20 protein-coding genes are annotated in these 24,972 nt (G+C 60.8%); 17 read left to right on the top strand and 3 right to left on the bottom strand.

Going from position 1 to position 24,972, the window contains the following annotated elements:
* Positions 1–53: 53 nt before the first annotated feature.
* Complete coding sequence (locus HMPREF9463_RS02210) at positions 54–746, top strand: GntR family transcriptional regulator (RefSeq protein WP_035136868.1); 693 nt, start codon at positions 54–56, stop codon at positions 744–746.
* Positions 747–1,137: 391 nt separating this feature from the next.
* Here the strand turns inward: HMPREF9463_RS02210 and eda are convergent, their stop codons facing one another.
* Both eda and HMPREF9463_RS02220 read right to left on the bottom strand, forming a co-directional pair.
* On the bottom strand, positions 1,138–1,779 hold the full coding sequence (eda, locus tag HMPREF9463_RS02215; protein ID WP_035136869.1) for a bifunctional 4-hydroxy-2-oxoglutarate aldolase/2-dehydro-3-deoxy-phosphogluconate aldolase: 642 nt from the start codon (positions 1,777–1,779) through the stop codon (positions 1,138–1,140).
* A 253-nt stretch (positions 1,780–2,032) separates the two neighbouring features.
* Entirely contained in the window at positions 2,033–3,067 is a 1,035-nt protein-coding gene (locus HMPREF9463_RS02220) for a sugar kinase (RefSeq protein WP_035136871.1), read from the bottom strand.
* Between the two features lie 232 nt (positions 3,068–3,299).
* Here HMPREF9463_RS02220 and HMPREF9463_RS10360 point away from each other — a divergent pair, with 232 nt between their 5' ends.
* The 9 genes from HMPREF9463_RS10360 to HMPREF9463_RS02265 all read left to right on the top strand — a co-directional run bounded on the left by HMPREF9463_RS10360 (position 3,300) and on the right by HMPREF9463_RS02265 (position 12,652).
* Positions 3,300–4,322 (top strand): LacI family DNA-binding transcriptional regulator, encoded by a 1,023-nt coding sequence (locus HMPREF9463_RS10360; protein WP_052044014.1) that lies wholly within the window; start codon positions 3,300–3,302, stop codon positions 4,320–4,322.
* A 134-nt stretch (positions 4,323–4,456) separates the two neighbouring features.
* Positions 4,457–5,794 (top strand): glutamine synthetase family protein, encoded by a 1,338-nt coding sequence (locus tag HMPREF9463_RS02230; RefSeq protein ID WP_035136873.1) that lies wholly within the window; start codon positions 4,457–4,459, stop codon positions 5,792–5,794.
* A 50-nt stretch (positions 5,795–5,844) separates the two neighbouring features.
* Complete coding sequence (locus tag HMPREF9463_RS02235) at positions 5,845–6,507, top strand: response regulator transcription factor (RefSeq protein WP_006234733.1); 663 nt, start codon at positions 5,845–5,847, stop codon at positions 6,505–6,507.
* Positions 6,508–6,715: 208 nt separating this feature from the next.
* A complete protein-coding gene (locus HMPREF9463_RS02240) occupies positions 6,716–8,176 on the top strand; it encodes a S1C family serine protease (protein WP_035136874.1) in 1,461 nt (486 codons plus the stop codon).
* 448 nt (positions 8,177–8,624) lie between these two features.
* Positions 8,625–10,853 (top strand): NAD-dependent DNA ligase LigA, encoded by a 2,229-nt coding sequence (gene ligA, locus HMPREF9463_RS02245; RefSeq protein ID WP_035136875.1) that lies wholly within the window; start codon positions 8,625–8,627, stop codon positions 10,851–10,853.
* Between the two features lie 284 nt (positions 10,854–11,137).
* The gene (locus tag HMPREF9463_RS02250) at positions 11,138–11,530 is read left to right on the top strand and encodes a type II toxin-antitoxin system Phd/YefM family antitoxin (protein WP_035136876.1); all 393 of its coding nucleotides are present in this window, start codon (positions 11,138–11,140) and stop codon (positions 11,528–11,530) included.
* Complete coding sequence (locus HMPREF9463_RS02255; protein ID WP_035136878.1) at positions 11,527–11,949, top strand: PIN domain-containing protein; 423 nt, start codon at positions 11,527–11,529, stop codon at positions 11,947–11,949. Before HMPREF9463_RS02250 ends, HMPREF9463_RS02255 begins: the two co-directional genes overlap by 4 nt.
* 135 nt (positions 11,950–12,084) lie before the next feature.
* Complete coding sequence (locus HMPREF9463_RS11480; protein WP_255360336.1) at positions 12,085–12,327, top strand: type II toxin-antitoxin system prevent-host-death family antitoxin; 243 nt, start codon at positions 12,085–12,087, stop codon at positions 12,325–12,327.
* Positions 12,317–12,652 (top strand): type II toxin-antitoxin system RelE/ParE family toxin, encoded by a 336-nt coding sequence (locus tag HMPREF9463_RS02265; RefSeq protein ID WP_035136880.1) that lies wholly within the window; start codon positions 12,317–12,319, stop codon positions 12,650–12,652. The genes HMPREF9463_RS11480 and HMPREF9463_RS02265 overlap by 11 nt, the downstream gene beginning before the upstream one ends.
* Before the next feature lie 137 nt (positions 12,653–12,789).
* Here HMPREF9463_RS02265 and HMPREF9463_RS02270 read toward each other — a convergent pair whose 3' ends face one another.
* The gene (locus HMPREF9463_RS02270; protein ID WP_035136882.1) at positions 12,790–14,136 is read right to left on the bottom strand and encodes an MATE family efflux transporter; all 1,347 of its coding nucleotides are present in this window, start codon (positions 14,134–14,136) and stop codon (positions 12,790–12,792) included.
* 260 nt (positions 14,137–14,396) lie between these two features.
* Here HMPREF9463_RS02270 and HMPREF9463_RS02275 point away from each other — a divergent pair, with 260 nt between their 5' ends.
* The 7 genes from HMPREF9463_RS02275 to HMPREF9463_RS02305 all read left to right on the top strand — a co-directional run bounded on the left by HMPREF9463_RS02275 (position 14,397) and on the right by HMPREF9463_RS02305 (position 24,551).
* A complete protein-coding gene (locus tag HMPREF9463_RS02275) occupies positions 14,397–16,226 on the top strand; it encodes an ABC transporter ATP-binding protein (RefSeq protein ID WP_084591745.1) in 1,830 nt (609 codons plus the stop codon).
* A complete protein-coding gene (locus HMPREF9463_RS02280) occupies positions 16,219–18,117 on the top strand; it encodes an ABC transporter ATP-binding protein (protein WP_035136883.1) in 1,899 nt (632 codons plus the stop codon). The genes HMPREF9463_RS02275 and HMPREF9463_RS02280 overlap by 8 nt, the downstream gene beginning before the upstream one ends.
* A gap of 215 nt (positions 18,118–18,332) precedes the next feature.
* Complete coding sequence (locus tag HMPREF9463_RS02285; protein ID WP_035136884.1) at positions 18,333–19,370, top strand: hypothetical protein; 1,038 nt, start codon at positions 18,333–18,335, stop codon at positions 19,368–19,370.
* A 233-nt stretch (positions 19,371–19,603) separates the two neighbouring features.
* Positions 19,604–20,659, top strand: a complete 1,056-nt coding sequence (gene moaA, locus HMPREF9463_RS02290) for a GTP 3',8-cyclase MoaA (protein ID WP_232219728.1) — start codon at positions 19,604–19,606, stop codon at positions 20,657–20,659.
* A gap of 4 nt (positions 20,660–20,663) precedes the next feature.
* Positions 20,664–21,968 carry a molybdopterin-guanine dinucleotide biosynthesis protein B gene (gene mobB / locus HMPREF9463_RS11515; RefSeq protein WP_052044015.1) on the top strand — a complete coding sequence of 435 codons (1,305 nt, stop codon included), beginning with the start codon at positions 20,664–20,666 and terminating at the stop codon, positions 21,966–21,968.
* Positions 21,969–22,232: 264 nt separating this feature from the next.
* Positions 22,233–23,513 (top strand): MFS transporter, encoded by a 1,281-nt coding sequence (locus tag HMPREF9463_RS02300; protein WP_052044016.1) that lies wholly within the window; start codon positions 22,233–22,235, stop codon positions 23,511–23,513.
* 216 nt (positions 23,514–23,729) lie between these two features.
* Positions 23,730–24,551 carry an HAD family hydrolase gene (locus HMPREF9463_RS02305; RefSeq protein WP_035136885.1) on the top strand — a complete coding sequence of 274 codons (822 nt, stop codon included), beginning with the start codon at positions 23,730–23,732 and terminating at the stop codon, positions 24,549–24,551.
* Positions 24,552–24,972 lie beyond the last annotated feature (421 nt).

A 24,972-nucleotide genomic window follows, 5' to 3' on the forward strand; every position in this document is an offset into this window, starting at 1 on the left:
CGATAGTATTGCATGGTGGTATTCGACTAACCGAGGACTTATCCGAGGGCTTTATGGAACAACACCAGCATTATCAGAGCCTGCAAGACCAGGCGTACAACGCATTGCGCTCCAAGATCATCTATGCCGAGCTCAAGCCCGGCACGCGCCTTTCGGCGATTGGTCTGGAAAAGGAGACGGGAATCGGGCGCACGCCCATTCGCGAATCCTTTGTGCGCCTGCGTGAGCAGGAGCTGGTGGAAACGCGTCCCAAAAGCGGCACCTATGTCTCAAAAATCAGCATGGAGCGCGCCGAGAACGCCTGTTTCTTGCGCGAGAAGCTCGAGAGAAGCGTGCTTATTAAATGCTGTTCGGCTGCTACGTCCGAGCAAAAGCAGCGGCTCGAGCAGATTCTTGCCGAGTCCGAGTCGCTCGACCATAGCGAAACGCGTCGCTTTTTCGATCTGGACAACCTGTTCCATGAGACGTGTTTTGAGATTGCCGGCCGTCACATGTTGTGGGATTGGATGAAGAGCGTCAACACACATTTTGAGCGATACAACTGGTTGCGTATGGTGTCGCAGGACCTGGATTGGGAGCCGATTCGTCGGCAGCATCGCCGGATTCTCGAGGCCATTAAGAGGGGCGATACCGATGCGGCGAGCTATCTGGCAGAGACGCACTTGCACCTGATGCCCGAGGAGCAGGGCCCGGTTATCGCCTTGCATCCCGACTATTTTGAGCTGTCCAAAGACTCGGCCATCTAATCAATCCCCATATAAGTTGCGGTGAAATAGGGACTGTTTTGCGGCCTGGGTGGCGCAAACAGTCCCTATTTCACCGCAACTGCGTTGGGGCGTAACCGGGGCACAAAGCTGCGGCGCCGCTTGGAGGAAAAGACCGGAAGCAAGGGTCCATTCCTCCAGACGGCGCCGCAGCTGTTTTGATGGCTCGGTTTTTGTCGATGTGGCTCAACTGGGCGCGGTTGCCAGCCGAGTAGGCAAAGCGGCTCGGGGGCGTGTCGCTTCCGTCACGTTCTATCAGCATACAAGACGGTTTTGGTTCTTGTTCGTGACGGAAACGGCGCGCTTCCGAGCCGCTTTAAAAGAAAGGGGGCGAGGTTTAGGGCACGCCCCCTTTCACGATAGAGAGCTAAACCTAGCCGCGGACCTTCTTGACGACGTCCATGGCCTCGTGGGCGATCTGCTCGACCTTGGAGAAGTCGCCGTCGGCAAACAGGGCCGGCTTGACCATCCAGGTGCCACCGCAGGCGATGATGGCGGAGGAGCTCAGGTACTCCTCGACGTTGGCGGTGCTCACGCCGCCGGTAGGCATAAAGCGGTGACCGACAAACGGAGCGGCGAGGGCCTTGATGGTGTTCAGGCCGCCATACTGGGACGCGGGGAAGAACTTGGTGACCTTGAGGCCCAGGTTCTCGGCTGCGGTGACCTCGGAGGGGGTCACGGTGCCGGGAAGGACGGGCAGGTCGATGTCGATGCAGTGCTTCACGACGTCCTCGTTGTAACCCGGGGAGACGATGAACTTGGCACCGGCGGCGCGGGCCTGCTCAACCTGCTCGACGGTCAGGACAGTGCCGGCGCCAACGCACATTTCGGGCTCGGCCTCGGCCATAGCGGCGATGCACTCGGCGGCGCAGGCGGTGCGGAAGGTGACCTCGGCGGACTTCATGCCAGCTGCCATAAGGGCGTGGGCGAGCGGAGCGGCGTCCTCGACCTTGTCGAGCACAACGACCGGCACGATGCCCAGGGACTCAAGCGTGGTGTAGAACTGATCGAACATGATGTTCCTTTCGATGTGTGGCGCGCATGGGCGCGTGATTGCCAAATGTGCTGGTCAGGAGCCGATTTTGGATTGGTTATCGGAGGCACTGCTTGGGGTTCAAGCAATTCCAAAACCGGCTGCTCGACCAGTCATGTAGGGAATGCCAGGCAAAACCGGAATGGGACTGGTGGTTTTGCCCGGCCGGAGGAATCGGGGAGCGGGCCGCGGGGGTATGGGATTGGAAGGCTGCGGCCCGCGGAATGGAGACGGACTAGCGCGCGACGCGGGTGCCACCGTCGGCGGCGGATGCCACGGCTGCAATCTCGCCTGCGGTCACCAAGTTGGAATCGCCCTTGATGGTGAGTTTGAGGATCGAGGCTGCAATCGCGTAGTTGACGGCGTCCTGCGGGTCAAAGTCGTTGATGAGGGCATGGACGAGGCCGGCGTTGAAAGCGTCGCCGGCGGCAACACCCTCGAGCACGTGTACGTCGTGAGCAGGGGAGAACCAGTGCTCGCCGCTCTCGGCGTCAAAGAGCATGCCCATCCAGATGGAGCGCTCGACGCAGGAGATGTTGCGAACGACCGAGGCAACCTTTTCGCAGCCGTATTCGGCGCAGATCTGACGGGCCATCTCGACATAGGTGTCGCGCTCCTCGATGCCATGGGCAAGGGAACCAGAGACGCAGGTCATGCCGAGGCCGGCGGGCGCATCCTCGTCGTTGGCGATGCAGATGTCGACGAGCGGCAGGAGTTCCTTCATGGTGGCCTGCGACTTCTCGGGCGACCACATCTTGCCGCGATAGTTCACGTCGCACACGGTGGTGATGCCCTTGGCGCGGCAGGCGGCGAGCGCATCCTTGCAGGCAGCGGCCATCTCATCGGAGACGGCGGGCGTCACGCCGGAGAAGTAGAAGACATCGATGCCCTTGAGGATCTCGTCCCAGTCAAAAATATCGCGCTTGGCCATGTTGATGGCAGAGTACTTGCGGTCGTAGACGCAGCCGTTGCCGCGCTGCGAGGCACCGACCTCAAAGACGTAGGAGCCAAGACGGTCGCCCTGACGCACGACGCGCGTGGTGTCGACGCCGTAGGCCTTCAGCGAACGCAGGGCGCACTCGCCCAGACGGTTGGCCGGGACAACGGAGACGTAAGCGGCCTTGTCGCCCTGGTAGGCCAGGGAAAGCGCAGTGTTGGCCTCGGCGCCGCCGTAGCGGACGTCAAACTCGGTTGCCTGCTCAATACGCAGGTGGTCTTTGGGTGAGAGTCTCATCATGATCTCGCCGAAGGTAAGAACCGTTTTACCCATGGTCGCGCAGCTCCTTTTACTCGTGCGTACACCTTTGATATGGCGTTGGCACGCAGGTGCCAAGACGGTAGGGTGCGTCTTTGCACCTGCGTGCCAACGCTCGCCGAAATCGGTTTACGAAATCGGTTTCGTTTCGAGTTGTAGTATACTCACCTACAGCGTTTTGCAACCGAGATTTTTAAAAAATGCCTAAAATGGCTCAGACTGCCGACATTGGGAAACGGGGTGCGCTATGGCGCAGATGAGAATCAAGGACATTGCCGCCGAGGCGGGCGTGAGTCCGGCCACGGTCTCGCGCTATCTCAACAACCGCCCCGGACAAATGACCGAGGAAACCCGTGCTCGCATCGCGGCGGTTATCGAGCGCACTGGCTATCGCCCGCGTGCCGCCGCGCGCAATCTGCGCAGCTCGCGCACCAACCTCATCGGTGTGATCCTGGCCGACATCGCCAACCCGTTCTCGAGCGCCATGCTCGAAGGACTTTCCGCCAGCGCCGCCGCGCGCGGCTGCTCGCTCATGACGGCCATTAGCGGCAACGACCCCGCAAAGGAAGCAGAGTCGCTCACCAGACTTATCGATGCCGGCGTGGACGGCCTGGTCGTCAACACCTGCGGAGGTAATGACGGGGCGATCGCCGCGGCAGCGGGACGTCTGCCCGTTGTGCTGCTCGACCGCGATGTTGCCGACGGCGGTGTAGATCTGGTGACATCTAACAACCGTGAGCTGGTCGCCGGGTTGGTAGACGCCCTGGCCGCTGCGGGCAGCGAGCGCCTATGCCTGCTCACCGAGGCAAGCGACGATAGCCCCGTGCGTCGCGAGCGCGCCGAGGCCTTTGCTGACGAGCTTTCGCGCCGCGGCCTTGCGGGCGAGGTCGTCACCCTGGCCGACGGTGGCGCCACGGGCGTTGGCCGTTTGGACAAGACCATCCGCGACTACGCGGGCAAAAGGCTCGGCCTTATCGCCGTCAACGGCCTGGTTTTCCTGCGTCTGACCGAGGCGCTGGCGCAGCTTGGTCCCTCGCTGCCGGCGGGGCTCAAGATCGCGACGTTTGACGACTACCCCTGGAACCATGTGCTCTTTGGCGGCGTCACCACGGCCGCGCAGGACACCCTCACCATTGCCGAGCGCGTAGTCGAGCGCCTTTCCGAGCGCATCGACGTCGTTACCACCACCGTGGGCGAGGCCGCAAAGCTGGCGCCCAAACGCATCGAGATCCCCGGCCACATCGAACACCGAGCTTCGACCTCGCGCTAGTCGCTCGTTCGCAACGGCCTGTTCGCGCACGTTTTTTGAGCGCTTGATACGCTTTAACCCTGCGGAAACATTTTTCTGCGATAGTATCTGCGATATAGACCAGTCGAAACCCGCCCGAAAGAAAGGGGAGCGACATGAACCAGCAGAACATCGATTACGTACTCCGCTCCGTAGAGCAGCGTGACATCCGCTTTGTGCGTCTGTGGTTTGTCGACATTCTCGGCCGCCTCAAGAACTTTGCCATTAGCCCCGAGGACCTCGAGGTCGCTTTTGAGGAGGGCATTGGCTTTGACGGCTCGGCCATCGAGGGCTTTGCTACGCCCGAGGAAGCCGACATGCTCGCATTCCCCGATGCTTCGACCTTCCAGATTCTGCCGTGGCGCCCGAGCCACAACGGCGTCGCCCGCGTGTTCTGCGATGTGTGCACCCCCGACCGCAAGCCCTTCGCCGGCGATCCGCGCGATGCCCTGCGCCGCATGTTCCGCAAGGCCGAGAAGGCTGGCTACCTGCTCAACGTGGGCGCCGAGCTGGAGTATTACTACTTCCCCGACGAGCACACCCCCGAGCCGCTCGACAACGTGGGCTACTTCGATCTTTCGGTGAGCGATGCCGCCCGCGACCTGCGTCGCAACACGGTCCTCACGCTCGAGAAGATGTCCGTGCCCGTGGAGTACACCTTCCACGCCGCCGGCCGCTCGCAGCACGGCATGAGCCTGCGCCACGCCGAGGCCCTGAGCATGTCCGACGCCATCACCACGGCCAAACTCATCATTAAGCAGCAAGCTTACGAGAGCGGGTGCCACGCCTCCTTTATGCCCAAGCCGTTGGCGGGCGAGGACGGCAGCGCTATGTTCCTGTGCCAGTCGCTATTCGACCACGACGGCAACAACGTCTTTTGGGGCGAGGACGACGAGAAGTACCACCTCTCCGACGTCGCCAAGCACTATATGGCCGGCATTCTGGCGCATGCCCGCGAGATCAGCGCCATCACCAACCCAACGGTCAACTCGTACAAGCGCATCACCACAGGCGGCGACTCCGTGCCGCAGTACGCCACGTGGGGCCTGCGCAACCGCGCGAGCATGGTCCGCATTCCGGTCTACAAGCCCGGCAAGCAGCTGTCCACGCGCATCGAGCTGCGCAGTCCCGATCCCATGGCCAACCCGTACCTGGTCAACGCCGTCACGCTGGCGGCTGGTCTGGACGGCATTGAGCGCAAGCTGGAGCTCCCGCCCGAGGCCACGGCCGAGACGCTCAAGCTTACCGACCGCCAGATGGTCGAGGCCGGCTACACGCCGCTGCCGCGCTCGCTCAAAGAGGCGCTCGACGTGTTTGAGGACTCGCAGTTTATGAAGGATGCCCTCGGCGAGCACATCCACAGCTTCTTCCTTAAAAAGAAGCGCGACGAGTGGCATAAGTTTGAGTCTACGATCACCGAGTGGGAGATCAAGCACTACCTGGCGAACTCCTAATCGCGCTGACTTGTTCCAGTACGATTGAGCTCATTTCCTTGGAGGCCGATATGTCCGAAAAGAGTGCCCTGTTCATGGCGCGCACGACGCGCTTCCACGAGTTTGCCCGCAGCTTGACGACCACCCTGGGTGTCGAGGTGAGCCTGGCAACCCCCGATTCGCCGACTGCAGCGCACGACTTTGACCTGCTGATTCTCGATTCCGATGGCATCCGCAGCGACCGCATCGATCAGATTGCCAAGTGGCTTGACGATCGCGGCGGCGTCCCCATGTTGGTGATCGTCGACGATGAGGCGCTCGGCACCCTGCGCCTGCCCAATCACGCGCATGCCGACTTTGTATGCCCCACGGCGACGCCCAACGAGCTCAAGGCTCGCGCGCAGCGCCTGATGGGCGAGGAGGAGACCGTTACCGCCGACGATGTGCTCAATATCGATAACCTCGAGATCAACTTGGCCACCTACCAGGTGACGCTCGATAACGAGCCCATCGACCTGACGCTGATGGAGTACTCGCTGCTGAGCTTTTTGGCGACGCATCCCAACCGTGCCTACAGCCGCGAGGTGCTGCTGCACCGCGTGTGGGGCTTTGAGTACTGCGGTGGTACGCGCACCGTCGACGTGCACATTCGACGCATCCGCTCCAAGGTGGGCCCGCAGATCGCGGCACACATCACCACCGTCCGCGGTGTGGGCTATCTGTTTAAGGACTAGATTTCCACCACAAAGGGGACAGGCACCTTTGTGGTGGTTTTGCCGCATGTGCGGGTTCCTTTCGGGTTTGCAGAAGAACTTAAGCCTTCCTAAAAGATTGCGTTCTCATACACGTGCACCCGCATATTGGGGTACAACTCAACGTGAACAATGATGGCCCGCCACATGTTTGGCGGGCCTTTGGTTATTTGACGAAAGGATCGCAGCTATGAGCGAGTACGATTCCCAGCATCCCCAGGATGCGGGCCACGCCGGCGAGACTCAGCAGCAACCGCGCGTACAGGTTGAGTCGACGCCTGCCGACGGCAACATTCCCTACGTGCAGGCCTACGACACGCAGACCGGCAAGCCGCTCGTCGGTCAGCAGGTCGTGAACAAGCACACGGTGGTCAAGACCAAGACCAAAAAGCTGCCGATCTTTATTACGGCACTCGCCGGCTGTGCCTGCGGCGCCCTGCTGGTCATCGCGCTCATTATGAGCGGTACGCTCGATATCGGTGGCGGCAAGAATGCCGTGACGGCGGGTACTTCGGGTTCGTCGACGCAAAAGATTACGATTGATTCCGAGGACACCACGCTGGCCGAGGCCGTTTCTGCCAAGGCATTGCCCTCCGTGGTTTCCATTACTGCCACTTCGAGCGGCAGCCAGAATGGCTCGCTTTCGCAGTCTGCCGACGAGTCGGACAGCTCGGGCAGCGTCGGTTCGGGCGTTGTGCTCGATACCGAGGGCCACATCCTCACCAACAACCACGTGGTCGATGGCTATGACCAGTACGTGGTTACCATGGACGACGGCACCACCTACGAGGCCGAGTTCGTGGGCAACGACGCCTCGAGCGACCTGGCCGTCATCAAGCTCAAGGACGCCGACGCCTCCAAGCTTACGCCGATCGAAATTGGCGACTCCTCCAAGCTCAACGTTGGCGAGTGGGTTATGGCGATCGGCTCGCCGTTCGGCAACGAGCAGTCTGTCTCCACGGGTATCGTGTCGGCGCTCTATCGTTCCACGGCCATGAGCTCTACCAGCGGTAACACCATCTATGCCAACATGATTCAGACCGATGCCGCCATCAACCCGGGCAACTCCGGCGGCGCGCTCGTCAACGACAACGGTGAGCTGGTGGGCATCAACTCGCTCATCGAGAGCTACTCGGGCTCCAGCTCGGGTGTTGGCTTTGCCATTCCGGTCAATTACGCCAAGAACATTGCCGACCAGATCATCGACGGCAAGACGCCGGTGCATCCGTACATGGGAGCTACGCTTTCGAGCGTCAATGCGCTTAACGCCCGCACCAACAAGCTGAGCACCGATAGCGGCGCGTATGTGGCGAGCGTCGTTGAGGATGGTCCTGCCGCCAAGGCCGGCATTCAGGAGGGCGACGTCATCACCAAGCTGGGCGACGATGAGATTACGAGCGCCGATGGCCTGATCATCGCGCTGCGCAGCCACGAGGTGGGCGAGAAGGTCGAGATCACACTCATGCGCGGCAAGGAAGAGAAAAAGGTCACCGTCGAGCTGGGCTCCGACGAGGAGTTGCAGAACCAGCAGCAGGACGACAGCTCGACCGACACCGGCAACGGCGGTATTACCGACGAGCAGCTGCGCCAGTACCTGGAGGAGCTGCTGGGCCAGCAGGGTCAGGGCCAGGGCTACGGCCAGGGCTACTAGCGAGCCGTTTCGCATATGCCGAAGCCAGAGGGGCTGTCCCGCCAAGTGTGGGACAGCCCCTCTTTTCTTATTGATCCGTTGGGGACGGAGGAAAACGGATCGCTTGGGGCTGACAAGAGGCCTGGTCCGGAATGGTCTGGACAGTTAGTTCAGATACGTATAAATCTGGGGCAGCTTGGGATGCGTTTTGAGCAATTTTTGATTGGGATGGGGCTCGAATGGGTGTTTGGAAGGGAGAGCGGGACGTTTACATGGTCTCGAGGAGCCCAAATTAGTTGAAACAGGGGTGTTCGTGCCTGATTCAGCTCTAGGATTTATACGTATCTGAACTAACTGTCCACCCCGGTCCGGCCGCTGCCGATTCGGTGCGGTTTGAGACCGCTATTCGGCCCCGTTGCGACCGGTGGTACTCTAGTATCCGTTTGAAATCGAGCGAAGGAGTGCCGCTATGGAGCAATCGAGCCTGTTTGGTGACGGTGTGGACATCGATGCCGAAACTCCCGCGAGTGCGGATGCCGCTGCACCGGCCGATGCCCGTGCCCAGGCGGCAGCGCGCGCGGCCGAGCTGCGCCACGAGCTCGATTACCACGCCTATCGCTACTACATGCTCGATGCGCCCGAGATCACGGATGCCGCCTTTGACAAAATGCTTGTTGAGCTGCAGGAAATCGAGGCGACCTACCCCGACCTGGTGACGCCCGACAGCTATACCCAGCGCGTGGGCGGCTACGTGAGCGAGCAGTTTACGCCGGTCACGCACATGGCACGCATGTATTCCATGGACGATGCCATGGATCTGGACGAACTCGACGCGTGGCTCCAACGCACTGAGGATGCCCTCGGTGCCGGCAGCGTCACCTATACCTGCGAGCTTAAGATCGACGGCCTTGGCGTGGCGCTTACCTACCAAAACGGCAGCTTCGTACGTGCGGCCACGCGCGGTGACGGCACCACGGGCGAGGACGTGTCGCTCAACGTCCGTACCATCAAGGATGTGCCCATGCACCTGTCCGAGCCGGCGCTCGCCCACATGGGTACCGACCGCGAGCGCACCATTGAGGTACGCGGCGAGGTCTATATGCCCAAGGGCAGCTTTGTCCGTCTGAATGAAGAGGCCGATGCCGAGGGGCGCGACCCCTTCGCCAACCCGCGCAACGCCGCCGCCGGCAGCCTGCGCCAAAAGGATCCCAAGGTCACGGCGCGCCGCGACCTGGCCACCTTTATCTATGCCATCGCCGATACCGACCCGCTGCACGTCCACAGCCAGCGCGAGTTCCTCGATTGGCTGCGTAGCGCCGGCTTTAGCGTCAACCCTAACGTGGCTCGTTGTGCCACGCCGGCCGAGGTCCACGAGTTCTGCGCCCAGGCCCTCGAGCATCGCGGTGACCTGGACTACGACATCGACGGCGTGGTCGTAAAGGTTGACAGCTTCCAGCAGCAGCTCGACCTGGGCTTTACCGCCCGCGCACCGCGCTGGGCCATTGCTTTTAAGTTCCCGCCCGAGGAAAAGCAGACCGTCCTGCGCGAAATTCGCATCCAGGTGGGCCGCACCGGTGTGCTCACGCCGGTCGCCGAGTTTGACCCGGTGACGGTCGCCGGCTCCACCATCGCGCGCGCCACGCTGCACAACATCGACGAGATCCGTCGAAAAAACGTGCGCGAGGGCGACACTATCATCGTGCACAAGGCGGGTGACGTGATCCCCGAGGTCGTGGGTCCGGTGCTCGACAAGCGCCCGGTCGATTCGGCCGACTGGCACATGCCCGAGGTCTGCCCCGTGTGCGGCAGCCCCGTGGTCCACGAGGACGGCGAGGTCGCCTACCGTTGCGTTTCCATCGACTGCCCCGCGCAGCTCAAGGAGCGCCTGCTTCACTGGGTGAGCCGCGGCTGCATGGACGTCGATGGCCTGGGCGACGAGATCGTCGACAAGATGATCGCCGCCGGCCTGATCCACGATGTCGCGGACTTCTACCAGCTCACGGTCGACGACATCGCCGGCCTGGACACGGGCCGCGTGTACGCCAGCTCCAACAGCAAAAAGGGCGTCAAGAAGGGCGATCCCATTCCGGTAGGCCTCAAGACGGCCGAGAAAATTATCGCCGAGCTCAACAAGTCCAAGAGCCAGCCGCTCGGTCGCGTGCTGTTTGCCCTGGGCATCCGCCACGTGGGCAAGAGTGTGGGCGAGGTCATCGCCGAGCGATTCCTGTCGATCGACAAGCTCATCTTGGCGAGCGAAGAGGACATTGCCGAGTGTGAGGGCATCGGTCCCAAGATTGCGGCGAGCGTCAAGCAGTTCCTGGCCGTGCCCGAAAACCTTGCCGTGCTGGAGCGCCTGCGCCAGGCGGGCCTGTCGCTCGAGGTCGACTTGGGCGCCGCGCATGCACAAGCCGCAGCCGACGCGGGCGTGGCGGGCGAGCTCGCCGATGCACAACCGCTCGCGGGTCTGACCTTCGTGCTCACCGGCACGCTCGCCAACCGCACCCGCGACGAGGCGGGTGCGGCGCTCAAGGTACTCGGCGCCAAGGTTTCGGGCAGTGTTTCAAAGAAGACGAGCTACCTGATCGCCGGCCCCAAAGCGGGCTCCAAGCTCACCAAGGCCGAGCAGCTGGGTGTGCCCGTGCTGGATGAGGATGCACTCGAGCAGATCCTGGCGACTGGTGAGGTACCCCAGGCTTAGTGCATCGATAATCAAATTAGAAAACCTCCCGGAAAGGTTGATACTTTCCGGGAGGTTTTTATTTGGGCGTGGTGGCGGGCAGCATGATCCGCGTCATGTAGGTTGCTGAGGGTGACCCTGCGGAGCGGTGTCGTTCCGGAGCGATAGAAGATTCATACAAAGCAAAGGGGCCCCGCAGTGAGGTCCCACAACAGGGCTGCCCCATCGTGATGAGTTTTATACACTTTAACATTAACATTAACGTGTATACTTAGCAGTAAAGATATATGTTGAGAGGAGCAGTTATGGTTACCGTCGCGTTTTCGGAACTGCGCCAAAACCTTACGCAGGTGGCCGAAAGGGTTGCCAATGATGGCGAGGAGGTTGTGGTCTTCAAGCGGAGCAAGCCGTTGTTCAAGATCGTGCCGCTCGACTATGAAAGCCCCGTTGCGGTGGAATATGACGCCGTCCAGGAGCGTGGGGACGCAAAGCCGACGCGCGGCTCGGACAAGCCCAAGCGCGACGTGGGTACGATGTGGCATCCCAAGATCACCTGGAAGGAGATTCGCGAGATGCTCGCGGAGGATGAGGACTACCAGGAGTATCTCGATATCGTGGCTAACATGCCAAAGGGAACGCCGCTCGATACGATGACGGTTGAAGATGAAAAGCGCGTCGCAAGGGAGCGCTACCTATGAGGGCATTTCTCGATACCAATTTTCTGCTCGATTGCGTGCTTCCGGGCCGGCCGGAGCACGCAGCGGCGCAAACGATCAAGGGGCTCGTCGACGTGGGGCTTATCGAGGGCGTTGTTTCGGCCTGCTCTCTCAAGGACGCGTACTACATTCTCACCAAACAGACAGGCGAGGCACGCGCCCGCGAGGTAGTGCGTGACTGCCTTAAGAGCTACTCGGTAGAGCCTCTCGACCAAGAAGCTTGTTTTACCTCCGCCTATTCCGATGAGCCGGACTTTGAGGACGGCTGTATCCGTGCGATGGCCGAGCGTGCCGGCGTGGACTTTATTATCACGCGTGACCGCGCCGCTTTTGTGCGCTCGACCATCAAGACCTTCTCGCCTGCAGAGTTCATCCGTGCGTTTCCGATTCCGGAGGAGTAAAACCGCCATATCGAGGACTGTCTCCAGTGTGGTAGATCTTCTGTAGCCGACGCTCGTTAGTTGAGCTACACTTCATAATTATGTACATAATTATGATTGGAGTTGAACATGCCCGTTTGCGTTCCAATTAAAGATATGCGGGACACCGCGAAATTCTCGGAGCTCGTTGAAACTACTCCTGGTCCAGTGACTGTTACAAAAAACGGCTATAGCAAATTTGTTGTACTTCGATCCGAGGACTACGACCTCATGGTTCAGGAACAGGCTAAGGCTCGCCTGATGGCTCGTATAGCTGTGGCCGAGCGGGAGCGTGCTGCCGGCACGGCGCGTGATGCCTTTGAGGCCCTCGATGACCTTGAGGCAAAATATGGCCTATAACGTCAAGATTCTGCCTACAGCTGAACAAGAAGTTGACGATATCGTTGATTATCTATTGGGGCATGGTATTTTTACCGCCCGGCACTTTCCTGATAAATACCGTAGTCAGCTCCAGCTTCTTCAAAGTGGTGTAGTTGACTACGGCTTATCGAAGTTGCCCGAGCTTGCAGTGCTTGGTTACCATGCTTGCCTCGTTAATTCTTATGTAATGCTTTATTACTACGATAACGAGGACGTTGTGATTGCCCATGTTTTTCACCAAAGCCAAGATTATGCCGCATTGGTGATATCTAGAAATCGATTCGAGTTGCTAGATGATGATTAGTAAGAACCGCCCGGAAGTATGATGCCTTCCGGGCGGTTCTTACTTTGCTGGGGCAACCGGCACCGCGATCCGCGTCACTTGGGTCGCCGGGTCGTCGCTGATGATGTCGTCGATAAGGGCGATTTCGCGTCGTCCCGCTACGCTGCCAACTTGTCAAAAGCCCCGCGCCGGTTGAGCACGGTAAACGCGACAACACAGATGACGGCCGACAAAATCGATCCGCACGGCGAAGCGATACCCATGGGAAACAGCGTGTCGGAATAGGCGTTCGACAGCAGCCACGCGCCCGGCACGCGAATGAGCGCCACGGCCAGCACGTTGTGCGCAAAGCCGATGTAGCTCTTGCCGTATGCAGCGAAAAAGCCGCTAAAGCAAATGTGGATGCCGGCAAAGATTGCATCGAAAATATAACTGTGCATATAGCCGGTACCGGCCGCGACCACCGCGGGGTCCTTGGCAAAAAAGCCGATAAACGCCGGCGCCACTAGCCACATCAGCACCGTAATCAGACAGCCGTACACCACCGAGATGGTCATGGCGTCCTTGAGTACCTGACGAGCGCGGTCGCCCTTGCCCGCGCCGGCGTTTTGCGCCGTGAGCGCGCTGACGGTGGCGCCCATGGAACTCGGCACAATGAACAAAAAGCTGATCATCTTCTCGACCAGGCCCACGGCAGCGGCGTCGACCAGGCCACGATGGTTGGCGATGACGGTGATAAACATAAACGCCACCTGGATGCAGCCGTCCTGCACGGCCACGGGCACGCCGATCTTAAGAATACTGCCGAGCACCTCGGGCTGGGGGCGCAGGTCGCTACGCTTAACGTGGATGTTCGTGCGGCGGCTCTTGAGCCACACAAGCGCGAGGGCAACGCTGGCCGTCTGCGCGGTCACCGTGCCGAGCGCCGCGCCCACGGGGCCGAGCCCCATGTGGCCGATAAACAGAAAATCGAGCGCGATGTTGATGATGCATGCCACGCCGATCACGTACATAGGCGAGCGCGAATCGCCCAGGCCGCGAAAGATGGCCGAGAGGATATTGTACGCGGCGATAAAGGGAATGCCCATAAAGCAGATACGCAGGTAGGCGGCGGTACCTTCGACTGCCTCGGCCGGCGTGCCAATGAGTGCCACGATTTGCGGGCACAGTGCGAGCAGGACAGCGGCCAGCACCACCGAGACACCCATAAAGAGTGTGATGGTGTTGCCGATGGCGGTCTCGGCGCGGTCGAAGCGGCGCGAGCCCACGGCGTGGCCGACGATGACCGTCGTTCCCATGGCCAGGCCCACGAGCGTCACGGTAATGATATAGAGCGTCTGCGCGCCATTGCCCACGGCGGTGATGCCGGCGGCGCCGCTAAACTGCCCCATCATGTACAGGTCGGCCATGCCGTAGAGCATCTGCAAAAAGTACGAGAGCATGTAGGGCAGGGCAAAGACCGCGATGGTCTTGAGGACATTGCCGCGTGTGAGGTCGTGTTCCATGGGCGGGGCACTTTCTGGCTGGGTTCGTTTAGCTACCAGTGTAGTGAAAACCCTACAACGATTGTAGAGTCAAGGTTTGTGTTGACGCCGAAATGAAAAAGTCTCGCGCACCATTATTCCGAGTGAATATGGACACACATCACGAGAACTCGCCGCCGGCGCTAACCTTGCAGAAAACGATTTCGGAATACTTGACACCATTATTCGGCGCGCAATAATACGTGCGTTTGCGAACAACGTTTGATGGGGGTTGAACCTGCGTGCGCAATCTCAAAATACTGTTTTCCTATCTAGGGGCATACCGTCGCGATGCCATCCTCGGCGTGTTCTTTGTGTCGGTCGAGACGGTGCTCGAGCTGTTTATCCCGGTCATCATGGCCAACATCATCGACGTGGGCGTGCCTGCGGGTGATATCAACTACATGCTGCTGCAGGGCGCGTACATGTTGGTGTGCGCTGCGCTTTCGCTGGTACTGGGCTTGGGTTATGCCCGCACGTCCGCCCGCGTTGCCTCGGGCCTAGGCGCTAACCTGCGCGAGGCCGAGTACAAAAAGATTCAGACGCTCGCTTTTGGTAACCTGGACAACTACGACGCCAGCTCGCTCGTCACCCGCATGACCACGGACATCACCGTTATCCAAAATGCTGTGGGCAACGGCTTTCGCCCTATGGTGCGCGGCCCGGTGACGCTTATCGTCGGCCTTATCTACGCGCTGATGCTGTCGCGCCCGCTCGCCACCGTCTTTGCGATCATCTTGCCCGTGCTGGCAATCGTACTGGGCGTCATCACCTATCGCGTCAGTCCGCTCTACCGCCAACTCCAGACCTCGATGGACCACCTCAACGGCGTGGTACAGGAAGACCTCACCGCCGTGCGTGCCGTCAAGGCCTACGTTCGTACCGAGCACGAGGAGGCCAAGTTCGACACCGTCAATACCGAGCTCGCCGGCACTGCGACGAAGACCTTTGGCAACGCGGTGCTCAACCTGCCGGTGTTTCAGCTGTCGATGTACGTGGCTGCGCTCTCCATCCTGTGGATTGGCGGTCGCATGATTCTCGCCGGCAAGCTGGGCGTGGGCTCGCTCACGGGCTTTATGAGCTACGTCCTGCTGATCATGAATTCGCTCATGATGATTTCCAACGTGTTTTTGCTGCTCACGCGCGCTCTTACGAGTGTGGGCCGTATCGCCGAGGTGCTCGATGAGGAGCCCTTTATCGCCAACCCCGCGGGAGACCTCGCGATTGCGGCGCCAGCGGACGGCAGTATCGAGTTTCGCGACGTTTCCTTTAAATACCGCGCGGATGCAGCCGAGGATGTGCTCGAGCATATCGACCTTCGCATCGAGAGCGGCTCGACGGTGGGCATCCTCGGCGGTACGGGATCGGGCAAGAGCTCGCTTGTGCAGCTGATTGCGCGCCTGTACGACGCTACCGAGGGCGCCGTGCTTGTGGGCGGACGCGACGTGCGCGACTACGACCTCGCGACTCTACGCGACGCTGTGGGCATTGTGCTGCAAAAGAATGTGCTGTTTACGGGTACCGTGCGCGAGAACCTGCAGTGGGGCAATCCGCAGGCGTCGGACGATGAACTCCTCGCGGCTTGCCGCGCGGCGTGCGTGGACGAGTTCCTTGATCGCATCGGCGGGCTGGACGGCGAGTTGGGCCAAGGCGGCGCTGGTGTTTCGGGTGGCCAGAAGCAACGCCTGTGCATCGCGCGCACGCTGCTCAAGCATCCGCGCGTGCTCATTTTTGATGACTCCACCAGCGCGGTCGATATGGCGACCGACGCAAAGATTCGCGAGCATATCGCTCGGATTCCCGATGCGACCGTGCTCATCATCGCCCAGCGCATCGCGAGTGTCATGGATGCCGATCGCATTGTGGTGCTGGACGACGGTCGTGTCCACGGCGTGGGCACGCACGAGGAACTGCTGGCGGGCGACAACATATACCAGGAGATTTACGCCTCGCAGATGGAGTTTGCGGGGAACGCGGACGCCGGCGATGGCAACGACGGTGGCTGCGCGAATGATCCGTTTTCCTCTGTCGCATGCGGATCACCCTTGGAAGGGGGTGAGCGCCATGCCTAAGACCGCAGCCCAAGCACGCCCGGCCGACCTCAAGCGCACTGTGCGTCGCTTGCTCTCCTACATGGGGCATGCCAAGTTCTCGTTGCTCGCGGTGGGCGTGCTCGCCTCCGTCGCCGCCATCGCGAGCCTCGCCGGCACCTACATGGTGCGCCCCATCGTTAACGGTTTGGCCACGGGCGGGGAGGAACTGCTCGCCAAGCAGGTCATCCTGACGGCGATCATCTACGCCGCGGGCGTGCTCTCGGCCCTGGGCTACTCACAGATCATGGTGCGCGCGGCCCAACACGTGGTGTCCGATATTCGCCGCGACCTGTTCGCGCACATCCAGACGCTGCCGCTCAGTTATTTTGACAGCACGCGCTCGGGCGACATCATGAGTTTTTTCACCAACGACGTCGACACCGTCTCCGAGGCGCTTAACAACAGCTTTGCCAACGTGATTCAGGCCGCCATTCAGGTTGTGGGCACCACGGCTATGCTCATCATCCTTAACTGGCAGCTCACGATTATCACACTCGTGTGCGATGCGGCCATTGTGCTGTATGCGCGCTACTCGGGCGCGCGCTCTAAGCGTTTCTTTGCTGCCCAGCAGGCATCGCTTGGCGACCTGGACGGATATATCGAAGAGATGGTCTCGGGTCAAAAGGTCATCAAGGTCTTTAACCGTGAGGCGGCGAATGTCGCCGGCTTTGCCTGCCGCAACGACGAGCTTCGCCGCACCGGCACCGCCGCCGTGAGCTATGCCAACTCCATGGTGCCCATGACTGTCGTGATTGGCTACGTCAACTATGCCATCGTCGCCGTGGCGGGCGGCATGCTCTGCATCAAGGGGCTCGCCGACGTAGGTGCGCTCGCGAGCTACCTGGTCTTTGTGCGCCAGGCCGCCATGCCCATCAACCAGTTTACGCAGCTCGGCAACTTCTTGCTCAACGCGTTGGCCGGTGCCGAGCGCCTGTTTGCCGCCATGGACCTTGAGCCCGAGGTGGACGAGGGCTGCGTGGAGCTGGTGCAGACGGGCGACGCCGCGTGGGCGTGGAAGATTCCCGAGGGCCAGGGCGTGGGCGCGTATGGGCATCTGCATGACGTGGCAGCCGTTGATGAGTCGGGCCGCGCGGTGGCCGCCGACGGCACCGAGCTCACGTGCGGCTTGGTCCCGCTTGCCGGCGACGTGCGCTTCCATGCCGTGGACTTTTCCTACGTGCCGGGCACCCGTGTGCTCACGGATCTCAACCTGTTTGCCAAGCCGGGGCAAAAGATCGCGTTTGTGGGCTCGACGGGCGCCGGCAAGACGACCATTACCAACCTCATCAACCGCTTCTACGAGGTCGATGACGGCGAGATCACGTACGACGGCATCGACGTCAAGCACATTGCCAAGGCCAGCCTGCGCGGGTCGCTCGGCATTGTGCTGCAGGACACGCACCTGTTTAGCGGCACCATTGCGCAGAACATCCGCTTTGGCAAGCTCGACGCGACCGACGAGGAGGTGCGCGCCGCTGCCGAGGCCGCCTGCGCGGATTCGTTTATCCGCCGCCTGCCTAGAGGGTACGACACACCGGTCACGGCCGATGGCGCCAACCTGTCGCAGGGCCAGCGCCAGCTGCTCGCCATCGCGCGCGTGGCCGTCGCCGATCCGCCGGTGCTCATCCTGGACGAGGCCACGAGCTCCATTGACACGCGTACCGAAAAGCTCATCGAGCGCGGTATGGACCGCATCATGCGCGGTCGCACCACGTTTATGATCGCGCACCGCCTGTCCACTGTCCGCGACGCCGACGCCATCATGGTCCTCGAACACGGCCGCATCATCGAGCGCGGCACGCACGAAGAGCTACTCGCCCAGCACGGCGAGTACTGGCAGCTGGCGCATGGCTTAAAAGAGCTGGATTAACCCGTTCGAGCACGATACTTTGACCCCTCCGTGCCCCTCACCTTGCCTCAAACCATCACAACATTCGACGTTTTTCGCCAAAATCGGGAAAAGCATCGAATGTTGTGATGGTTTTTCTGCCACTCGACCGGGTGGAATCGCTTTCTTGTGCACGAAGGTGTGCGGACCCGTGAGCAGGGGAATAAGGTTGGTTATCCGACTCCATTGGAGGGCTCATGGACCTGCCGATCGTCCTGTCCCATAAGACCGCCTGGCTGTACCACAACGTGGCGCGCCCGTCCGAGCCGCTCTCGCGAGCAAGCAGCCTATACGATGAGGACTCGCTTGCTAACGAGGCAGAGCCGACTGCGGACCTGCCCAAATTGGGACTCGATGCCAAAGGGCTGAGGGCTTCAACGGCAGTCGGGATCGTTACCGACTATCTGGTCTCGATCGGTATTCCACGAGAAGAGCTCGATCATATCGACACGCTCGTCAACTTTGATTTTGAGCGCTCGACGCCGGCTGGATTTAGGTGCCACGTGTTTGGGGCGCCGGTACCTCCAGGCCATCTTATCGAGGTGGCAGAGGGCCTTCTGGTGGTTGATGAGGCCATGTGCTTTGTCCAAGCGGGTTCGTGGATGAGTGAGCCCGAGCAGTTGGAATATGGCTACGAAATCTGCGCCCGATACCATTTGAATCATCTGTCGACAGGCGATTATATCGAGATGGGGCAGAGGTATACCGTTGCCGACTTGATTGCCTATTGCAATGAGAACCGATCTCGTCAGGGGGCTATACACGCGGCCGCCGTGCTCAAGCGCGTGCACGATGGCGCGCGGTCGCCCATGGAGACGGCCACCGCAATCATGGTCGTAGCAAAGCGTTCCCAGGGAGGGTTGGGATACGCCAAGGTTGAGCTCAACCATCGGGTCGATGTTCCCAACGAGTTCAAGTATCTCGCAAAGGCCGGGTATTTCGAGATCGACGTATATGCGCCTGCGAGCGGTACGGGGATTGAATACAACGGCTCGGACCATCTTGATAAACAGCGCAGCGCGTCGGACGCGGAGCGTATGACCGTGCTGAGCGCGCTGGGCTTTAGGATGATCGTCCTCACCGGGACTCAGTTTGCCCACCAGCTGCAATTGCACCGGGCGATGAACGCCATCGCACTCGCTATGGGCCTTAAGTGCGACCGAAGCGAGGTGTTTCAGAAACGTCAAAACGACCTGCGAGAGTTCGTGATCCGGCACTGGGACGGCAGCCTTTAGGGGCGCTTTGGCCCTTCTACGGGGTGCTGTGGGCAGGTAAACCATCACAACATTCGACGTTTTTTGCCAAAAACGGGAAAAGCATCGAATGTTGTGATGGTCTGTGCTGAGGATGGGCCTAGAAAGTCCGTTTTGCTCGAAGCGACCTGTCCTGTCGTACGGGTGTCGGCATGATTCTCTCGTGGGGTATTATGTTTTCCGAAGAATAAAACGCCGCGTGAGGGGAGGGCTGCGTGGACGGGCGCGTGCAACATGACGGCTTTGGCCGCGATATCAACTACCTGCGCATTGCCGTTACCGACAAGTGCAATTTCCGCTGCATTTACTGCATGCCGGCCGATGGCGTGGCGCCCCGTGCGCACGACGAGCTGCTCAGCGCCGAGGAAATCGCCCGCTTTGTGCGCCTGGTGGCGGGGGAGGGCATTCGCCGCGTGCGCCTGACGGGTGGCGAGCCGCTGGTCAGCCGCCGTATCATTCCGCTCATTCGCGACATCCGCGCGATTCCGCAGATCGAGGACATCTCGCTTACCACCAATGGCGCCCTGCTGCCCAAGCTGGCACCGCAGCTCAAAGATGCTGGGCTTAACCGCGTCAACATTTCGCTCGACACACTCGACCCTACGCTCTTTGGAAAGATCACGCGCCTGGGCCGACTCGAGCAGACCATGGCTGGCATCGACGCGGCGCTGGCCTGGGGCTTTGAGCCGGTTAAGGTGAACTGCGTTGTGGTGCGCCGGCTCAACCAGGATGTGGCGGCCCTCGCACGGCTGACCGTCGACCGCCCCATTCATCTGCGCTTTATCGAATACATGCCCATCGGCGACGAGCGCACGAGCTCGCATTGCGCTGTGGACCCGCATGCGCCCGCGCTCAATCCCGAGCTGTGGGACGCGAGCGACACCGTGCCGAGTGATGAGTTGCGGGCGCGCATCAATGCCGGGGCCGCCGCGGCGGGACTGGGCGAGCTCGAGCCGCTCGACATCAACGACGCTCCTGCCGGCGCGGGCCCTGCGCGCTATTGGCACTTTCCGGGCGCGGCGGGGACGGTTGGCTTTATTAGCGCCATGTCCAATCATTTTTGTGCGAATTGCAACCGTCTGCGCCTGACGGCCGATGGCAACGTGCGTCCGTGCCTGTTCAGCGATGCCGAGTATTCGGTGCGTGAGGCGTTGCGCCGTGGTGATGATATGCAGGTACTTTCGATTTGGCGCGATGCCGTGGCCCACAAACCGCAGGAACACGCGATAATTGAGGGCACGCAACGATTTATGTCCCAAATCGGAGGATGATCATATGGCCAAGAGCAGGTACGCCGATGCCACCAAGGCCGCTCGCAGGGCCGCGATGTCTGCCCATAAAGCCACGGCTGCGGCGAATGCTGGCAGCGCCGACACGTCCGTGCAGCCGTCTGCCAGCGCTGTCGCCGAGCCCGCCCGTGACGCCCGTCGCGATGAGCTGACGCACGTGGACGCCAAGGGCGAGGTACGCATGGTCGACGTGTCCGACAAGGCCGAGACCCATCGCATTGCCATCGCCGAGGGCACCATCCTCATGCACCCCGAGACGCAGGCCATGGTGCTGCAGGACCGCGCCAAAAAGGGCGATGTACTTGCCTGCGCGCGCGTGGCGGGCATCATGGCCATCAAGCGTACGAGCGACATCATTCCCATGTGCCATCCGTTGCTCATTACCAAGAGCAAGTGCGACATTGCGCCCATCGCTCCGGCGGGGACGCCGGCCGAGGACGTGCCCGAGGGCTGGGCGCCGGCGCGCGCGGACGGGCAGGTTGGCTTTCACGTGCTGGTTACGGCCGGCGTGACGGGCAAGACGGGTATCGAGATGGAGGCCCTGACCGGCGCGAGTGCCGCGTGCCTAACGATCTATGACATGTGCAAGGCAGTCGATCGTGGCATGGAGATCGTCGACGTGCGTCTGCTGCACAAGGAGGGCGGCCGCTCGGGTGTGTGGGATCGCGCAGAGCGTCAGGCTGCTGCTGTTGAGGCCGTGGCCGCTGACGGTGCCGCACCCGCGAACGTACCCGTCGCCGTCGCGCCCGCAGCTCCGGCACCGGCCGTCCCTGCGATCGCGTTTATCGGCTACCAGAACTCGGGCAAGACCACGCTTGTCGAGAAGGTTATCGCCGAGCTCACCCGCCGCGGCCTGCGCGTGGGTTCGCTCAAACATCATGGGCATCACGGCTTTGATATCGATGTGCCCGCTAAGGATACGTGGCGCCATCACCAGGCCGGATCCAAGCACGTGGGCCTCATCTGCGCCACGCGCTGGGCGGAGTACGCCGACACGCGCGAGGAGGACGAGATGCCCGCGCGCGAGCTGCTGTCGCGCTACAACGATGTCGACGTGGTGATCATCGAGGGCTACAAGACCGAGGGCTTCGACAACATCGTCGTCGCGCGCTCCGGTGTTGACCGTCTGCGCGGCAAGAGCTCGCTCGATCTGGTCGATGGTCACACGCTGGCCCTTGCCTGCAACGAGGCTCTGGCGCGCCAGGCATTCGATGCCGGCTTCGCGACCCGAGCCATCAACATCAACGACGCCCGAGCCATCTGCGATCTGATTCAGGACCATCTGGCCTAAAACCTGCCAAAAAAGACAGGTTTATTTTGCCAGGTTTTATCTGGGCAAACGTCATTTCCACCACAAAGGGGCCAGGCACCTTTGTGGTGGTTTTTGCTTTAGTAGATGTGTGGGACATGCCTTACAATCTACCAAGTAGTTCATGACGGGCGAAAAACGGAGAAAAGGGGCTTGATGCGTCCTTAATGTTTCATGCGGATAGATTGATTTGACAGACGGCGGCGAATGCCCGCCGCCCGTATTCGTATGAAACAAGGAGTCTCCGTGCTCGCCCCTCTTTTCTCAAAGCCTCAATCATCGCTGTCCGTGCAGGCCAAGCGCCTGGTGGCGATGCGCTTTCTCATCTACACCGGTTTTCAGACCAGCTACTTTATCGGCGTCATCGGAACGCTCACCTATGCAGACGATGCCTCGGTCGTGGCGACATCGCTGGCCGTCCTGTTTATGAACGTATTCGTGATCCTGGGATCCTTTGCGGGTGGCGCGGTGCTCGACGCCTGGGGCCCGCGCCGTCATTTCTTGCTGAGTATCGTCGGCACGCTGGCAACCGGCGCGGCGATCATCGTCTTTGGCAGCGCGACTGGCATCGTCCTGCTCGGCGCGGTGCTCCTGGGCTTCGTGATGGGGTTCGCCCAGTCCATCGCCACATCCTATCCGGCCTACCTCACCGACGATCCTGTCGAGCTCAAAGACATCAACTCCGCCATCGCCATGTTCTCAAACGTGAGCATCATCGTTGGCCCTACGCTGGGCGGCTTTGTCGCGGCTGCTGCGTCGTCGCGCGCGGTGTTCGTGCTCATGATGATCTTTACCGTGCTGGCACTCGTCGCCGGTTGGGGCTTTAGGCCGCAGACCAGCCATGTCGCCGGGCATGCGGATGCCGATTCGGCAGAGGAAGGGGAGCGTGCGGGACAAAGCTCCAACCCCAGCACGTCCACCCGCGCAACCTTCGCGACCAGCATCAAGACGGTCTTTACCAATAGCGTCCTCGCCCTGCTGTTCTTCATTATCTTTCTTTCGAACTTTGGCTATGGTGCCTTCGATCCACTGGAGTCGTTCTTCTACCGCGATGTCCTACATGTCGGTGTCGAATGGATGGGCTGGCTCTCGTCGGCCAGCGGTGTTGGCGCGGTGCTGGGCGCCGTCCTCGCGCTCCGCTTGCCGCCGCACCTGGTCAACCTTAAAACCCTGCTCGTGGCGCTCATGTCCGTGGGCCTGGGAAGTTTGCTCTATGTGGGGACACCGTACGTGGGTGTAGCCCTCGTCGGCCAGATTGCACTGGGCATAGCTTGGGGCATCGTCAACCCGCTCCACAACACGATCGTGCAAACGACGGCCCCGCTCGAGCAGCTCGGTCGCGTGAACTCGGTCATGGGCTTTGGCAATATGTTCGCCGGCGTGGCCCCGCTGGCTATTGCCCCGTGGCTGGCGGCGACGTTTGGCGTGCAACAGACGCTCGTGGGGGCGGGCATGGTCGTGACGGCGGTTCCCGCGGCGATGCTGCTGTTTGGCCGCCGGCATTTCGATCGTTCTGCAAGGCAGTAAAACCATCACAACATTCAGCGAAAATCGCGATTTTGCCGAAAAACGTCGAATGTTGTGATGGTTCGCGCCCCGGGTCCGGCCACCCTTCGGGTCCGGTCACCACAAGGGGGGCAGGCACCTTTGTGGCGATTGGGTTCCAACGGCCCGTGCCTTGGTATACCATGTACGCCGTTTGCGAATACACCCCACACCGCCGCACAACCCAGAAAGGCCTTCATGGACACCATCTTCAGCCACATCAAAGCCGTGTTCTGCGATATCGACGGCACGCTGCTCACGAGCCAGCACACGGTGTCCCCGCGCACCGTGGCGGCGATTCGCGCCCTGCGCGAGCGCGGCGTGCTCTTTGGCCTGTGCACCGGGCGCGACGCCCACGCGACCGAGGCCATGTACAAGCTCTGGGGCATCGAAGGCCTGGTAGACGTGATGGTGGGCTGCGGTGGCGCCGAGGTCATCGACCGTGCGCACGACATCAACGAGCTGAGCTATCCGCTGCCGGGCGAGACCATCGCGCGCATCTGCAAGCACATGGCGGACCTTCCGGCAACGCCCGTCTGCCCCCGAGACGGCGTGTTCTACGTGCCCGAGAGCAACGCGTGCGTCGAGCACCTGTCGCGCGTCGATGGCGTGCCCTACCAGGTGGTCGATTTTGCCGAGTTTTTGCGCGAGCCGCAGCCCAAGGTGATGTTTACCATGGCGCCCGAGGTAATGCCGCGGGTGATAGAGCGGGCGTCGACGTTTGCCGATGACACTGTTAAGGCAGCGGCCCTGCAGACCACGCAGCGGCTCTACGAGTTCATGGATCCGCGCGTGTCCAAGACGCGCGGCCTTGTGCGCGTGGCGGAGCTCAACGACATGGAGCTCCAGAACATCTGCGTGTTTGGCGATGCCGACAACGACACCTGCATGGTGGCCGACGCCGGCGTGGGCGTGGCCATGGCAAACGGCAGCGACGCCACCCGTGCCGCCGCCGACTTTGTAACCGCGAGCAACGACAAAGACGGCATCGCGATCTTTATCGAGGAACATCTGCTGTAGCGCAGGGGGGGGAACCGCCACAAAGGGGGCAGGCGCCTTTGTGGCGGCCTCAGGCGATTTGGGCGAATTGATACCGAAAATCTGTGTGAAAATTCAGATATGGTTGTCTGAACATTACATTTCTAACCACCGATGAGTTAAAGATATTCCCATCAATTTGGTAGTCTATTCCTCCCGGTTAATGACCTACCGTTCACGGTCGATTTTCGACCGTTCACAGGATGCTTGCTCTTGAGCAAAATGTTGTGCAAATAAATAAAATGCTATTAAAAAACTGATAACTAACTTAATTACCAGTAGAAACAGATATTTCAGAGCGAATAAACGAAAGCAAATCTGAGTAAATATCAAGAGAATTGAGAACTGGCTACAAAAATGTCGGTTTTGTTGCTCGGATGTTTAAACAATAGTTACAATAGTA

Source organism: Collinsella sp. 4_8_47FAA (assembly GCF_000763055.1).
Taxonomy (GTDB): Bacteria; Actinomycetota; Coriobacteriia; order Coriobacteriales; family Coriobacteriaceae; genus Collinsella.

Coding starts and splice junctions, on each gene's coding strand:
- HMPREF9463_RS02255 (WP_035136878.1), top strand. CDS start 11,527: ATGAGGGCATTTCTCGATACCAATTTTCTGCTCGATTGCGTGCTTCCG.
- HMPREF9463_RS02270 (WP_035136882.1), bottom strand. CDS start 14,136: ATGGAACACGACCTCACACGCGGCAATGTCCTCAAGACCATCGCGGTC.
- HMPREF9463_RS02285 (WP_035136884.1), top strand. CDS start 18,333: ATGGACCTGCCGATCGTCCTGTCCCATAAGACCGCCTGGCTGTACCAC.
- HMPREF9463_RS02250 (WP_035136876.1), top strand. CDS start 11,138: ATGGTTACCGTCGCGTTTTCGGAACTGCGCCAAAACCTTACGCAGGTG.
- HMPREF9463_RS02210 (WP_035136868.1), top strand. CDS start 54: ATGGAACAACACCAGCATTATCAGAGCCTGCAAGACCAGGCGTACAAC.
- eda (WP_035136869.1), bottom strand. CDS start 1,779: ATGTTCGATCAGTTCTACACCACGCTTGAGTCCCTGGGCATCGTGCCG.
- HMPREF9463_RS11480 (WP_255360336.1), top strand. CDS start 12,085: ATGCGGGACACCGCGAAATTCTCGGAGCTCGTTGAAACTACTCCTGGT.
- HMPREF9463_RS02280 (WP_035136883.1), top strand. CDS start 16,219: ATGCCTAAGACCGCAGCCCAAGCACGCCCGGCCGACCTCAAGCGCACT.
- HMPREF9463_RS02305 (WP_035136885.1), top strand. CDS start 23,730: ATGGACACCATCTTCAGCCACATCAAAGCCGTGTTCTGCGATATCGAC.
- HMPREF9463_RS10360 (WP_052044014.1), top strand. CDS start 3,300: ATGGCGCAGATGAGAATCAAGGACATTGCCGCCGAGGCGGGCGTGAGT.
- HMPREF9463_RS02265 (WP_035136880.1), top strand. CDS start 12,317: ATGGCCTATAACGTCAAGATTCTGCCTACAGCTGAACAAGAAGTTGAC.
- HMPREF9463_RS02220 (WP_035136871.1), bottom strand. CDS start 3,067: ATGGGTAAAACGGTTCTTACCTTCGGCGAGATCATGATGAGACTCTCA.
- HMPREF9463_RS02235 (WP_006234733.1), top strand. CDS start 5,845: ATGTCCGAAAAGAGTGCCCTGTTCATGGCGCGCACGACGCGCTTCCAC.
- HMPREF9463_RS02240 (WP_035136874.1), top strand. CDS start 6,716: ATGAGCGAGTACGATTCCCAGCATCCCCAGGATGCGGGCCACGCCGGC.
- HMPREF9463_RS02230 (WP_035136873.1), top strand. CDS start 4,457: ATGAACCAGCAGAACATCGATTACGTACTCCGCTCCGTAGAGCAGCGT.
- ligA (WP_035136875.1), top strand. CDS start 8,625: ATGGAGCAATCGAGCCTGTTTGGTGACGGTGTGGACATCGATGCCGAA.
- mobB (WP_052044015.1), top strand. CDS start 20,664: ATGGCCAAGAGCAGGTACGCCGATGCCACCAAGGCCGCTCGCAGGGCC.